This is a genomic window from Falsiroseomonas stagni DSM 19981 (assembly GCF_900114315.1).
GTDB classification, from domain to species: domain Bacteria; phylum Pseudomonadota; class Alphaproteobacteria; order Acetobacterales; family Acetobacteraceae; genus Falsiroseomonas; species Falsiroseomonas stagni.
Genome location: NZ_FOSQ01000014.1, coordinates 37,858 through 50,183 on the forward strand (window position 1 = coordinate 37,858; position 12,326 = coordinate 50,183).

The following is a 12,326-nucleotide window of genomic DNA, read 5'->3' on the forward strand; positions in this document are numbered from 1 at the left end:
CGGGTTACGGGGAGGATCAGTGGAGGATCTGGCTGAGATTCGGCAGGATCAGCAGGTCATCGCCGCGCATGCCGATGCCGCGGATGAATTCCGGCCGCCATCGGATGCCGATCCGCGGCGCCGCTTCCAGCGACGCCGGGACGATCTGCGTCACCTCGAAGACCCTGTCGGCCAGGATGCCGACGGGCGTCGGTTCTCCCTCCAGGTCGAGTTCAAGGACGATGATCCGCGTATCCGGCGTCGGCGCCGTCACCGCCATGCCGAACTGCACGCGCAGATCGGCCAGCGGCACGATGCGACCGCGGACATTGACAACCCCGCCGACGAAGGATCGCGCGCCGGGCACGGCCGTGATCGGCACCAGGTCCAGAATTTCCCGCACATCGGCAGCCTCAATCGCGAAGATCTCGCCGCCGATGCCGAGGGTCAGCACGTCGATCGCGCTGTCGGAAAGGATGTCGCGCGTCATGCCGCCTGCCTCATCCGTGTCCGGCGTCCCTCTTCCTCCCCGATCTCCAGCAGATGGGCGACATCGAGGATGAGCGCCACGCTGCCGTCGCCGAGGATGGTCGCGCCGGAGAAGGTCTTTACATCCGCATGCAGCCGCGACAGCGACTTGATCACGGTCTGGTGGCTGCCGAGGATCTGGTCGACCACCAGCCCGAGACGCTGGTCGCCCGCGGCGATGATGACCACCTTCTGATGCGGATCGGGCGGCGTCGTGCAGCGCATCAATTCGCGCAGCCGGAGGAAGGGCACCAGCGCGCCGCGGATCTGCAGCAGGCTGTAGCCCGCCGACCGTCCATCCTCCTGCGGCGGCAGTTCGACGCATTCCTCGACCGCCGAAAGCGGGATCGCGTAGCAGCCATCGCCGACACGCACGAGGAGGCCTTCGATGATCGCGAGCGTCAACGGCAGGCGAAGCGTCACATCGGTGCCGCGGCCGGGCCGCGTCGCGATCTCGATCGAGCCGCGCAGCTGCTCCACCGTCCGCTTCACCACATCCATGCCGACGCCGCGGCCGGAGATCGCGGAGATCTCCTTCGCCGTGGAGAAACCCGGCTGGAACAGCAGCTGGTGGATCTCATGATCCGCCAGCCGGGCATCGGCGGCAATCAGGCCCTTCTCGATCGCGCTCGCGCGGATGCGTTCCGCGTCCAGGCCTCGGCCATCGTCGCTGACGGTGACGAGCACTTCCGCCCCCGCATGCCGCGCCGAAAGCCGGATGCTGCCACCTTCCGGCTTGCCGGCGGCCAGGCGAACCGCCGGCGCTTCCAGGCCATGGTCCACGGCATTGCGGATCAGATGCACCAGCGGATCGGCCAGCCGCTCGATCATCGTCTTGTCGAGCTCGGTCTCCTCGCCGCTCGTCACCAGCTCGACCGGCTTGCCGAGGTCGCGCGACAGGTCGTGCAGCAGGCGCCGGAAGCGGCTGAACAGCGACCCGATCGGCAGCATGCGGATGCTCATCGTCGTGTCGCGCAGTTCCGCGACCAGCCGGCCGATCTCCTCCGCCACCGCGGTCAATCCGGCCTCCCCGCCGGTGGCGAGCTGGCTGAGCCGCGCATGCGCGATCACCAATTCGCCGACGCGATCCATCAGCGCATCGAGACGCTCTGCCTGGACACGCAGGCTGCCACCGACGCGGGCAATGTCGCCCTCGCCCCGTGCACGCTCCGCCACAGGCTGGACGGGTGCCGCTGCGACCGGCACGGCAGCGGATGGGGCCGGGGCGGGCGGGGCTGCCGGCTCCGGCGCGTCCCCGACCAGGCTGATGTCGATCTTCGCGTCGTCGCTGACGAAGATGAAGACTTCCTCGATGGCCGCGCGGGAACAGGAACTGCGCAGCCTGACCTGCCAGCCGAGGTGGCAGGTCTCGGGATCCATATCATCGAGCGTCGGCACCGCATCGACGAGGGCCGCGACCGTGACCGGCCCCAGGGCCCGCAATTCATCCAGCATCAACAGCGGGTTCGTGCCGTTGACCAGCGCCTCCGGCCCCAGATGGAAGCGGATCTGCCATTCCATCGCCGCGGCCGGCTGGGGGCTGCTTGCCGCCGCATCCGCCCCATCCACGGCCAGGCGCAAGGCCGCCAGCAATTCGGTGCCGCGCGCGGGCAGCGCCTGCTCCGGCGCCTCGATCAGGGCGCGGATGTGGTCGCGCGCCTGCAACGCCGCCGTCACCAGCGCGGGCGTGCAGGGTGCAAGGCCGCCACGCACGCGGTCGAAGGCGGTCTCGAAATCATGGACGAAGGCGGCCACGGCGTCGAAGCCGAACATGGCGCCGGAACCCTTGATGGTATGCAGCGCACGGAAGGCGGTATCGACCAGGCTGCGGTCATCCGGCCGGCTGCCCAGGTCCAGCAATGCCTGCTCAAGCTGCTCCAGCAACTCAGCCGCTTCCTGGCGGAAGATCTCCGCCGGATCGCCGCCGCCGCTCATCCGAGCACCTTCTTGACGATGGCCAGAAGCTGGGCCTGTTCGAAGGGCTTCGTGATCCACCCCGTCGCGCCGGCCTGCTTCGCTTCCATCTTGCGGGCGGCATCGGATTCGGTGGTCAGGAAGATGATCGGCACGCCCTTGTAGGCAGGCAGCTTCCGCAATTCGCGGATGAAGGTCATGCCGTCCATGACGGGCATGTTGAGGTCGGTGACCACCATGCTCATCGGCGTCGCCTGGGCCTGCCGCAGCCCCTCCGCCCCGTCGCCCGCTTCCTTCACCTGGTAGCCCGCGCCGGAGAGGGTGAGGCGCACCATCTGCCGGACGCTGGCCGAGTCATCGACGGTCAGCACGGTCTTCATGCGGCGCTCCGTTCAACGGGAGAGGTCCAGTCGCGAAAGCCGCCTTCCGCCAGGATGGCGGCCAGCGGTGGCGGGACGGGTTGGCGGAGCGAGAGGCCGATGCCGTCGCGCTGCGCGAGGGCGCGGGCGGATTCCAGCAATTGGACGAAGGCGATGTCGAAGGCCGTGCCGCCGTCGCAATCCAGCTCGACCGCGGGCGATCCCCGCAGCGCTTCCAGCAGCGTGTTCCTGGAATCCTGGACGGTGGCGATGGTCAGCCGTCCGTGGAGCCGCACGCAATGCGCGGCAGGGTTGGAGCCGGTCGTCGACATGCTGCTCGCCTGTCCGGAGTGGATGGCGGACAGGTATGCGATATCGAGGTTAGCAATTCCCCAATGCGGACGACGCCGGCCGCCCGTGCCGAAGGGGGGGCTGGGCCGCTAGCAGGCTGCGTTCAGATGATTCAATCTGAACACATAGTGCCCTACCGCGGCCGGTTCGCCGTGGCGGTGATGGTGGCGATCATGTCCTGCTCGGCGGCAGCCGCGCTCATGTAGCGGGGCGCGGTGGTGACGAAGGGCTCCGTCGACTCCGCCGGCATGAAGACGAGGAGGTAGAAGAGGCCCGTGGCGCTGTCGCGGGTCGCCTCGATGCGTAGCGTGGCCATGCGGTCTCCTCAGCCTGGTACGGCAATCTGGTGGCTTAGTGTCACGTCCCGCCCGCTCCGAGCGGATTCCAGCACCGCGAGACAGGCTTCCAGCGTGGCCATGCCCCAGGCGCCGGAATGCAGCGGCGGGATGCCGTCCAGCACGGCGGCGCAGAACTCGTCCAGCACCTCCCCGCGCGGAACCTCGGGCAGGGGGGCCGGTTCCAGCCAGCGCCGGTCATCGGTATGGACCATCACCCCCTCCGGCGTCAGGCGCAGGTCGGCGCGCTCGCAACTCGCCAGCAGGAAGCCGAACTGATTGTGAAAGGCGGGCGCAGCGGGCGGGGCCAGCGGTGGCGTGTCGGGACCATAGGCCCGGCGTGCCTTGGCCGCTTCCTCATCGGTGATGCCGGCCAGGGCGCGGCGCGCGGTGCCATAGGCGTCGGGGTCGCGCGCCTGGCCGAGTTCGCCCACCCAGCCCATCAATTCGTCGCTGTCATACCGCCCATGGCCGCTATAGGTCAGGGTCGCCGTCGCGCCGTCCGCGAATTGCAGGAAGGCCGCATAGGCGCCCTCCGTCGGGCGCCCGGCATCCCAGCCGAAGCACTGGGCGCGGATGCTGCGCAGCAGGCCACCGCCCAGCAGGCGCACCACGTCCAGCTGGTGCGCGCCCTGGCTGAACACCACGCCGCCGCCCCGTGCCGTGTCCAGCTCCTCCGGCCGGCGCGGGCGATAGAGGAAATCCGTGTAGGTCAGCGCCGTGATCAGCCGGACGCGGCCATGCGTGCCGGAGGCGACCAGCCGCCGTGCCGCCAGCACCGGCCCGTCCTGGCTGTGGCTGTGGCCGATGACGAGTTGCACCCCGGCGCGGTCCGCGGCCTCGATCATCGCGGCACAGTCGTCCAGCGTGATCGCCATGGGCTTTTCCACCAGGCAGTGCTTGCCGGCGGCGCTGGCGGCGATGACGTCGGCAGCGTGGTACTGGTGGGGTGTGGCGACATAGATCGCCTCCACCGCCCCGTCCCGGCAGAGCGCGGCGATGTCGGCATGGGCGCGGCTGCCGGGGAAATCCCGGGTGAAGCGCGCACGCGCCTCCGGCCGCGGATCGGCGCAGGCCACGAGTTCCACCCGCCGGTGGCCGGCGAGGGTCGGCAGCATCAGCGTGAAGGCCCGGCTGAGGCCGACGACGCCAAGCCGCAGCCGCCGCGTCACAGGTCGATGACCAGTTCTTCCGTGCCCGGCGCGGCGCGGGAGACGCAGACCATCAGCTGCGATGCCTTCTCATGCTCCATGAGCACGAGGTCGCGGTGGTCGACCGCCCCGCCCAGCAGCCCGGTGCGGCAGGACCCGCAGGTGCCGCTTTCGCAGGAATGGGAGACGGCGATGCCCGCGCCGCGCAGCGCATCCAGGATGGTGGTGCCGGGCGGCACGTCGATCCGGGCACCGCTGCTGGCCAGGCGCACGGCGAAGGGTGCGTCATCCGCGCGCTTCTGCCCGCCGCCACTGCCAAAATCCTCGAAATGCACGGCGGAGGCCGGCCAGTGGCCGGTCATGTCCCGCACTGCCTGCATCAGCCCGCGCGGGCCGCAGCAATGGATGTGGCGGCCCTTGGGCTGGTCGAGCAGCGGCCAGAGGTCGAAGGCGCGGTCGGGGTCGCCGCCATCGTGGTGGATGGTGACCTTGCCCTTCAGATCGGGCGCCGAGAGTTCGTCCCGGAACGCGGTCTCGGCCGCGGAGCGCGTGAGGTAGATGAGCTTCCAGGGCGGGCGCCCCTCGGCCTGGAGGTGCCGGATCATGGCCATGATCGGCGTGATGCCGATGCCCCCCGCGATGAACAGGCGTGAGGCCGGGTTGCCGGCCAGCGGGAAATCGTTGCGCGGCGGGGCGCAGGGCAGCAGGTCCCCGGCCTTCACCTGGTCGCACAGCAGGACGGACCCGCCCCGCCCGGCGGGATCGCGCTTCACGGCGATGCTGTAGCCGGCCGTCTCGGCGGGATCGCTGCACAGGGAATAGCGGCGCGTCAGGCCGTTCGGCAGTCGCACGCACAGATGGGCGCCGGCAGTGAATGCAGGCAGGTCGGCACCATCGGGATCGGCCAGGTCGAAGCGGAAGATGCCCTCGGCGATCGCCTCGGCGGCCAGCACCCGCAAGGGGCGGAACTCCCCATCCTCGTCCATGCGCACGGCCCTCCCTGCCGGGATTTACTTAGCTATCTAAGAATTTTGGTCAAGCCCCGGCCGCCCTGCCTTGCAGGCCCGGCACTTAGAACGCTAAGTATTGGCCAGCCTTGCAGTGTGGAGGAAGCGGCATGCTGACCCATGAGGAAAACCAGCTTCTGGCCCGCGTCGAGGGCGATGCCCCCATGGGCCGCCTGATGCGCCAGCATTGGCTGCCCGTCTGCCTGTCGGAGGAGGTGGAGGAGCCCGAGGGCAAGCCCATCCGCGTCCGCATCCTGGGCGAGAACCTGGTCGCCTACCGCGATGCCGAGGGCCGGGTCGGCCTGGTCGGCGAATTCTGCCCGCATCGCAAGGCGTCGCTCGTCTATGGCCGGAACGAGGAAGGCGGGTTGCGCTGCCTCTATCACGGCTGGAAGGTCGATGCCGACGGCAATGTCGTCGAGATGCCGTCGGAGCCGCCGGAGGCCTGCGCCGCCGCGAAGTTCAAGCACCCCGCCTATCCGACCGAGGAAGCCGGCGGTTTCGTCTGGGCCTATATGGGCGACCGCGCGACGATGCCGGCCTTCGAGCCCCCGCCCTTCGCGCCGACGCCGGAGACGCGCGTTTCCATCGGCACCGCGCGCGTGGACTGCAACTGGGCGCAAGTAGTGGAAGGGCAGATCGACAGCGCCCATTCATCGTCGCTGCATTCGTCGGACATGGTCCCCGCCCGCGTCGGCCGCGCCAGCGCCAGTGCGAAGGGGTGGACCCGGCCTTCGACGGACAAGGCGCCGCGGCTGCAGGTGCAGCTCACCTCCTACGGCTTCCGCTACGCCGCCATCCGCCGGCCGATCCAGAACGCGTCGGTGAACGACTACATCCGCATCACCACCTTCGTCGCGCCGCTGATCTGCCTGATCCCGCCGAACGCCAGCTACAACGTGGCGCAGGTGACGATCCCGATCGACGACCACAGCTGCATGTTCCACTTCATCGCCTGGGGGGATGGGCCGGACGTGCCCTCCATGGCCGAATGGCGGAAGTTCCTGGCGCTGACGCCGGGTGTCGATGTCGATCCCGCCAAGGGCTGGGCCAGGCTGCGGGTGCGGGACAACGACTATTTGCAGGACCGCAACCTGATGAAGCTCGGCAATTTCACGGGCATCAAGGGCATCCCCGCGCAGGACATGGCGATGTGGGAAGGCATGGGGCTGATCGCGGACCGCACCTCCGAACGGCTGGGCGCCAGCGACGTTGCCATCGTGCAGTGGCGCCGCCTGATGATCGAGGCCGCGAAAGCCTTCGCGGAAGGCGCGCCCGCACTCGGCCGGACGGCGCCGATGGTGCCGAAGAAGGACATTGCGAGCTTCGAGGGCGTGGTGCCGAAGACCACGGATTGGCGCACCCTCGGCACCACCGAACTGGAGCGCAGCCTCTTCCCGGGCGCCGCACCGGCCCAGGCTGCCGAGTAGGATCGATGAGCAACCTTTCCCTCTCCGTCGCCATCGGCCCCTATGACCGCATGATGCCGCTGGTACGCGGCGAGGCGCGGATCGACGCGGTCGATCCGCAATTCATGCTGCTGGAACCGGAGGAGATCTTCTTCCGGGCCATGCGGCATGAGGCCTTCGACATCTGCGAACTCTCGCTCTCCTCCTACAGCCTGCGCGTCGCGCGGGGCGACAGCCCCTATGTCGCGATCCCCGTCTTTCCCTCCCGCGCCTTCCGCCACACCTGCATCGTCGTGCGCAACGACCGTGGCATCCGCACGCCCGCCGACCTTCGCGGCAAGCGCATCGGCATGCCGGAATACCAGCTGACCGCGAATGTCTGGGCGCGCGCGATCCTGGAGGAGGAATACGGCGTCAACCAGCGCGACATCACCTGGGTGCGCGGCGGCTATGAAAGCCCCGGGCGGATCGAGAAGCTGAGCGTGACGCTGCCCGATGGCGTGGTGGTGGAGAATGCGCCGGAAGGGAAGACCATCTCCGGCATGCTCGCCGCCGGCGAACTCGACGGCGTGATGGGCCCGCGTGCGCCATCCTGCTTCGAACGCGGTGATCCCGCCATCCGCTGGCTGTTCGATGACCCGACGGCCGAGGCGACCGCCTGGTTCCGGAAGACGCGCATCTTCCCGGTGATGCATGTGCTCGGCATCCGCAGGACGCTGGTGGACAAGCATCCCTGGCTGCCGACGGCGGTGATGAAGGGCTTCCAGAAGTCGAAGGACATCGCGCTGGAACGGCTGACCGACACCTCCGCCACCAAGGTCACGCTGCCCTTCGTGGAGGAGAATTTGCGTCGCGCACGGCAGCTGATGGGCGAGGATTTCTTCAGCTACGGCCTGGCGCCCAACCGCCACGTCTTCGACTACTTCCTGCGCCACCACCATGCGCAGGGCCTGTCGAACCGCGTGCTGGCGGCGGAGGAACTCTTCCACCCGAGCACGCTGGAAGCGCACAAGGTGTGAGGGGTTTCCCCCTCAGACCGGAAAGCCCTCCAGCAGTTCCAGCGGATCGCCGTAGCGCTCGGCCAGCGCGACCACCTTCGGGTCGCGCAGGGACAGCAGGTAGCCATCCTCGATCATCGGGCTGTTGCCCGCGGTGACCGTGCTGTCATAGGTCACCAGATCCATGTGGATGTGCGGCTCCTCCCAGTTCGGCATCACGCGGCGCAGATATTCGGAAGGCTTCAGCGCGTTGATGCCGAAATGCAGGGCGCCGGGGGAATTGGGACCGGCGGGGTAGATGTCGAAGCGCGGCGCCTTCGGGTTGTGGCCGCAGCCCACTTCCTCGAGTGTCCCGCCAATGAGGTAGTCGCGCAGCACCTCGGCCTCGAAACCCTCGCCATGCACGGCATGCACCACGTCGTCCTGGAACTCCACGCCGACGGGTGTCGCGAAGGGGTGGTCGAAGCCGACGGCCCATTGCGCCCAGATGGTGCCTGATATGCCGACCTTGTCCTCCGGCTTCAGCCCCACCATGCCGGGCTCGAACAGGTTCGGGCCATGCGTCGGCAAATAGTGGACGTAGCAGCCATCCTCATCCGCCACATTGTGCCCACGCCAGCGATTGTGGCGCTTCAGCTTCTGCAGCATCGCATCGGTGTAGGGGATGCGGAAATCCGTGCCGCGCGGATCGGTGAAGCGCAGCGTGAAATCGCCCTGCTCGGGGAACAGGCGCGAGGTCGCGCGGATGATCTCGCCGAGCAGGTCGATCGGGAACTGCGCCTGCGGCGTGTTCAGCAGGTCCAGGTCGCGGAAGAAGGTGATCTTGACCCAGCGCTGGCCCTTGTTCTTCCGCAGCGCCATGCAGAAGGGATCGATCACGCTGGCGAACCAGGTGGAGACGACGAAGGTCGCGCGTTCCAGCAGCGCCTTCGCCTCATCCGGGATGGTCACGTAGCGCGTGCTGTCGCCCATATAGGCGATGAAGGTGGCGCCACGCCCCCGCGCCAGGCCCTGCACCGCCTGCACCACGCGCGGGTCCAGCAGCGGGTCGATCAGCATCACCACATGGTCGCCGGGCCGGATCGCCATGACGCGGCAGAAATTGTCCATGCCCTTGATGGAGGCGGCGATGTCCGCCGGCGGATGCGTCACCTTGCGCGGCAGGCCGCGGCGCGTGGGGGCGGCGATGATGTCCTCGACGCGATTGGCCAGGCGGGGCATGGCGGCTTCCTCCTCCACCGGCCACGCCTTGCGAGGAGCGGGGCCGGGCATAAACTTCGAAGACTAAGCAATACCCGGCCTGCGCCTGTCAATCCCGATGCGACCCGGTCAAATCCGCCGGTACGCCGCCCGCATGATCGGCTGCCACTGGCCATCCGGCATCCGGACGCGCGATGACAGCGTGCGCCCGCCATCCGGCAGCATCTCCACGATGTCCTGGTAGTGCAGGCGCCGGGTCGGGTCGGTGAAGTCCGGGCCTTCGCAGTCCAGCGTCAGCACATCGCCCTCCCGCACCCCGTCATAGAGCCACATCATCGACATGGCGGAGGAGATGAAGCTGCCGGTGAAGCGACCGCGGGCGATGTCGTGGCCAAGGGTGATGAGGTTGGTGGCGGTGCCGCCGCCCGGCATCTCCGCCTGGCTCTCGCCCTGCACCCAGAGGCTTCCGATGGCGCGGACCTTCTCCGTGCCGCGCAGCAGCTGCTCGCCCTGGCCGTCGCCCATGCTGCAACTGCCCTCCATGATCCAGTCGCCGACCAGGCACAGCAGCCATTCATGGTCGGGCGTGGGCTGCGGGATATCCATGCCGTGTTCCTTCCTCGGCGGTTCGTTCAGCCGGCAGGCACGTCAGGCGCTTGCGTGCAGCGCCTCCAGCCGCTCCAGCGATTCCGTCCAGCCGCGGCGATGGCGCGTGGCGGTTTCGGGATCGGCGAAGCGGTCATGGGTCAGCGTGACCTCCGTGCCGTCGGGGATGGGCCGGAATTCGACGGTCACGCGGGATTCACGTTCGGGCATGGAGACCCAGGCCCAGGTGAAGACCAGCCGGCGCTCGGGTTCGAACACCGTGTAGGTGCCGCCGACGCCGTGGCGTTCGCCATTCTCCTCCACCAGCCGGATCAGGAAGCGCCCGCCCTCCCGCGCCTCGATCTCCGCCTGCTCGACCTTGGTGTGGTGGGGGCCGAACCAGCGGGCGATCATCGCCGGCCGCGTCCATGCGGCGAAAACCGTGGCGGGCGGCGCCTTGATGCGCTTCACCAGCGTCAGGCTCGGCATGACGGCGGTCACGGTTGCTCGGCCTCCAGCGCCGCCGCCAGGCGATCGAGGCTCTCGGTCCAGAAGCGCTGGTAGCGCAGCAGCCAGCCCATGGCGTCCTCCATCGGCGCGGCGGTCAGCCGGCAGGTCACGGTGCGGCCCGATTTGCTGCGGGCGATCAGCCCGGCGCCTTCCAGCACATCCAGGTGCTTCATCACCGCGGGCAGGGACATGGCCAGCGGCTGCGCCAGGGCGGAGATCGAAAGCCCATCCTCCGCATCCAGCCGGGCGATCAGCGCCCGGCGCGTCGGGTCCGACAGGGCGGCGAAGACCTTGTCGAGGCGGGGTTCGGCAGCGGGATTTTGTTTAACCATAGAGTTAACAATAAACACCCAAGCGCCACCGGGTCAAGTCTTCCCACCTCCCCGCGACCCGGCGCAGCATCGCAGGGACGGGGAGGAACCAGGCCCATGATCGCGAATCCGGTCCGCCGGCGGCTGCTGCAGGGGGAGACCTGCTTCGGCCTGATGGCCTTCGAGTTCTTCACCCCGGGCCTCGCGCCCATCCTGGCCGCCGCGGGCGCCGAATTCGTCATCCTGGACATGGAACACAGCGGCCTCGGCATCGAGGGTGTGAAGGCCCAATGCGCCTTCGCCCGGGCGGCGGGCATCGTGCCGATGGTGCGGCTGCCGCGCCCCGATCCCGGCCTGGCGCCGCCTTTGCTGGATGCCGGGGCGCTGGGCATCATGATGCCGCTGGTGGAAAGCGCGGCCCAGGCCAGGGCGCTGGTCGATGCCTGCCGCTACCGGCCGGAGGGGCGCCGCGGCCTGGCCTTCGGCCTGGCGCATGATGGCTACGCCGCCGGCCCGCCGCTGGAGAAGATGGCCGCCGCCAACCAGGCGGTGCTGACCATCGCGCTGGTGGAAAGCGCAGCAGGGATCGAGGCCGCGCCGGCCATCGCCGCGGTGCCGGGGCTCGACCTGCTGTGGCTCGGCCATTTCGATCTCTCCGACAGCCTCGGCATCCCCGGGCGCTTCGAGGAACCGGCCTACCGAGCCGCGGCGGCCACGCTGCGGGATGCGGCGGCGGCCCAGGGCAAGCCGATCGGCTGGCTGGCCGCGGATGGCGCCCAGGCCGCGGCGGCGCGGGGCGCCGGCTTCCGCTGCCTCTGCATCGGGCATGAGGTGATGCTGCTGCGCGACGCCCTGTCCCGCGCCATCACCGCCGGGCGCGATGCGGAGGTCGCCCCGCGTGATCCGGGGCGGAACGGCCTGCCGTAGCAACGGCCGGAAGGCGCGCGACCCCGGGACGTGGCAGGCTGGCCGGCATGGACCTGACGCTCGACTGGCCGCGCATCGCGGCCGACCTGGACGCCACGGGTTGCGCGGTGACGCCGCCCCTGCTGGGCGCCGCCGACTGCACGGCCCTGGCCGCGCTGTATGACGACCCCGCCCCCTTCCGCAGCCGGGTCGTGATGGCGCGGCACGGCTTCGGGCGGGGCGAATACCGCTACTTCGCCTATCCCCTGCCGGACCCGCTGCCCGCGCTGCGCGCCGCGCTCTATGCCGGGCTAGCGCCGATGGCGGAGCGCTGGCGCCTGGCGATGGGCGGGGCCGGCGAGCCCTTTCCGACGTCGCTGGATGCCTTCCTGGCGCGCTGCCACGCGGCCGGTCAGGCCAAGCCCACGCCGCTGCTGCTGTCCTACGGCCCCGGCGACTACAACTGCCTTCACCAGGACCTCTATGGCCCGCATGTCTTCCCCTTGCAGGCCACCATCCTGCTCTCGGCACCGGGGCGGGATTTCGAGGGCGGTGAATTCGTGCTGACCGAACAGCGCCCCCGCATGCAGTCGCGGGTCGAGGTCGTGCCCCTGGCGCAGGGCCAGGCCGTGATCTTCGCCGTCAACCACCGGCCGGTGCAGGGCACCCGCGGCATCTACCGCGTCGCCATGCGCCATGGCGTCAGCCGCGTGCGGGCAGGTCTGCGCCGGACGCTGGGCATCATCCTGCATGACGCGGCCTGACCGTCTGGCCGAGGCGTGG

15 protein-coding genes are annotated in these 12,326 nt (G+C 69.4%); 4 read left to right on the forward strand and 11 right to left on the reverse strand.

Translation table 11 applies throughout. The annotated features are described in order from the left end of the window. Positions 1-16: 16 nt before the first annotated feature. The 7 genes from BM041_RS24835 to BM041_RS24865 form a co-directional block, all read right to left on the reverse strand. Entirely contained in the window at positions 17-469 is a 453-nt protein-coding gene (locus BM041_RS24835) for a chemotaxis protein CheW (protein ID WP_092962610.1), read from the reverse strand. After that, positions 466-2,442: a chemotaxis protein CheA gene (locus tag BM041_RS24840; RefSeq protein ID WP_092962611.1), complete on the reverse strand. Its 1,977-nt coding sequence runs from the start codon at positions 2,440-2,442 to the stop codon at positions 466-468. Before BM041_RS24840 ends, BM041_RS24835 begins: the two co-directional genes overlap by 4 nt. Then, positions 2,439-2,801: a response regulator gene (locus BM041_RS24845; protein ID WP_092962612.1), complete on the reverse strand. Its 363-nt coding sequence runs from the start codon at positions 2,799-2,801 to the stop codon at positions 2,439-2,441. The genes BM041_RS24840 and BM041_RS24845 overlap by 4 nt, the downstream gene beginning before the upstream one ends. Beyond that, a complete protein-coding gene (locus BM041_RS24850; RefSeq protein ID WP_092962613.1) occupies positions 2,798-3,112 on the reverse strand; it encodes an STAS domain-containing protein in 315 nt (104 codons plus the stop codon). The genes BM041_RS24845 and BM041_RS24850 overlap by 4 nt, the downstream gene beginning before the upstream one ends. 152 nt (positions 3,113-3,264) lie before the next feature. Then, positions 3,265-3,447, reverse strand: coding sequence for a hypothetical protein (locus BM041_RS24855; RefSeq protein WP_092962614.1), 183 nt, complete (start codon positions 3,445-3,447; stop codon positions 3,265-3,267). A gap of 9 nt (positions 3,448-3,456) precedes the next feature. Continuing rightward, entirely contained in the window at positions 3,457-4,638 is a 1,182-nt protein-coding gene (locus BM041_RS24860) for a Gfo/Idh/MocA family protein (protein ID WP_245762263.1), read from the reverse strand. Then, positions 4,635-5,603, reverse strand: a complete 969-nt coding sequence (locus BM041_RS24865) for a PDR/VanB family oxidoreductase (RefSeq protein WP_092962615.1) — start codon at positions 5,601-5,603, stop codon at positions 4,635-4,637. Before BM041_RS24865 ends, BM041_RS24860 begins: the two co-directional genes overlap by 4 nt. Before the next feature lie 131 nt (positions 5,604-5,734). Between BM041_RS24865 and BM041_RS24870 the strand changes: the two genes are divergently transcribed. Continuing rightward, complete coding sequence (locus BM041_RS24870; protein WP_092962616.1) at positions 5,735-7,054, forward strand: Rieske 2Fe-2S domain-containing protein; 1,320 nt, start codon at positions 5,735-5,737, stop codon at positions 7,052-7,054. Between the two features lie 5 nt (positions 7,055-7,059). Continuing rightward, the gene (locus BM041_RS24875; protein WP_092962617.1) at positions 7,060-8,052 is read left to right on the forward strand and encodes a PhnD/SsuA/transferrin family substrate-binding protein; all 993 of its coding nucleotides are present in this window, start codon (positions 7,060-7,062) and stop codon (positions 8,050-8,052) included. A 12-nt stretch (positions 8,053-8,064) separates the two neighbouring features. On the opposite strand, the gene BM041_RS24880 is transcribed toward BM041_RS24875, so the two are convergent. The 4 genes from BM041_RS24880 to BM041_RS24895 all read right to left on the reverse strand — a co-directional run bounded on the left by BM041_RS24880 (position 8,065) and on the right by BM041_RS24895 (position 10,658). Then, positions 8,065-9,252, reverse strand: coding sequence for a hypothetical protein (locus tag BM041_RS24880; RefSeq protein ID WP_092962618.1), 1,188 nt, complete (start codon positions 9,250-9,252; stop codon positions 8,065-8,067). A gap of 108 nt (positions 9,253-9,360) precedes the next feature. After that, complete coding sequence (locus tag BM041_RS24885; RefSeq protein WP_092962619.1) at positions 9,361-9,837, reverse strand: DUF1579 domain-containing protein; 477 nt, start codon at positions 9,835-9,837, stop codon at positions 9,361-9,363. 42 nt (positions 9,838-9,879) lie between these two features. After that, on the reverse strand, positions 9,880-10,305 hold the full coding sequence (locus tag BM041_RS24890; RefSeq protein WP_175534173.1) for an SRPBCC family protein: 426 nt from the start codon (positions 10,303-10,305) through the stop codon (positions 9,880-9,882). Positions 10,306-10,313: 8 nt separating this feature from the next. Then, complete coding sequence (locus tag BM041_RS24895) at positions 10,314-10,658, reverse strand: ArsR/SmtB family transcription factor (RefSeq protein WP_092962621.1); 345 nt, start codon at positions 10,656-10,658, stop codon at positions 10,314-10,316. Between the two features lie 96 nt (positions 10,659-10,754). Between BM041_RS24895 and BM041_RS24900 the strand changes: the two genes are divergently transcribed. After that, a complete protein-coding gene (locus tag BM041_RS24900) occupies positions 10,755-11,564 on the forward strand; it encodes an HpcH/HpaI aldolase family protein (protein ID WP_092962622.1) in 810 nt (269 codons plus the stop codon). Positions 11,565-11,611: 47 nt separating this feature from the next. After that, positions 11,612-12,307 (forward strand): 2OG-Fe(II) oxygenase, encoded by a 696-nt coding sequence (locus BM041_RS24905; RefSeq protein WP_092962623.1) that lies wholly within the window; start codon positions 11,612-11,614, stop codon positions 12,305-12,307. Positions 12,308-12,326 lie beyond the last annotated feature (19 nt).

Coding starts and splice junctions, on each gene's coding strand:
- BM041_RS24905 (WP_092962623.1), top strand. CDS start 11,612: ATGGACCTGACGCTCGACTGGCCGCGCATCGCGGCCGACCTGGACGCC.
- BM041_RS24865 (WP_092962615.1), bottom strand. CDS start 5,603: ATGGACGAGGATGGGGAGTTCCGCCCCTTGCGGGTGCTGGCCGCCGAG.
- BM041_RS24880 (WP_092962618.1), bottom strand. CDS start 9,252: ATGCCCCGCCTGGCCAATCGCGTCGAGGACATCATCGCCGCCCCCACG.
- BM041_RS24870 (WP_092962616.1), top strand. CDS start 5,735: ATGCTGACCCATGAGGAAAACCAGCTTCTGGCCCGCGTCGAGGGCGAT.
- BM041_RS24890 (WP_175534173.1), bottom strand. CDS start 10,305: ATGCCGAGCCTGACGCTGGTGAAGCGCATCAAGGCGCCGCCCGCCACG.
- BM041_RS24855 (WP_092962614.1), bottom strand. CDS start 3,447: ATGGCCACGCTACGCATCGAGGCGACCCGCGACAGCGCCACGGGCCTC.
- BM041_RS24850 (WP_092962613.1), bottom strand. CDS start 3,112: ATGTCGACGACCGGCTCCAACCCTGCCGCGCATTGCGTGCGGCTCCAC.
- BM041_RS24895 (WP_092962621.1), bottom strand. CDS start 10,658: ATGGTTAAACAAAATCCCGCTGCCGAACCCCGCCTCGACAAGGTCTTC.
- BM041_RS24885 (WP_092962619.1), bottom strand. CDS start 9,837: ATGGATATCCCGCAGCCCACGCCCGACCATGAATGGCTGCTGTGCCTG.
- BM041_RS24840 (WP_092962611.1), bottom strand. CDS start 2,442: ATGAGCGGCGGCGGCGATCCGGCGGAGATCTTCCGCCAGGAAGCGGCT.
- BM041_RS24835 (WP_092962610.1), bottom strand. CDS start 469: ATGACGCGCGACATCCTTTCCGACAGCGCGATCGACGTGCTGACCCTC.
- BM041_RS24900 (WP_092962622.1), top strand. CDS start 10,755: ATGATCGCGAATCCGGTCCGCCGGCGGCTGCTGCAGGGGGAGACCTGC.
- BM041_RS24845 (WP_092962612.1), bottom strand. CDS start 2,801: ATGAAGACCGTGCTGACCGTCGATGACTCGGCCAGCGTCCGGCAGATG.
- BM041_RS24875 (WP_092962617.1), top strand. CDS start 7,060: ATGAGCAACCTTTCCCTCTCCGTCGCCATCGGCCCCTATGACCGCATG.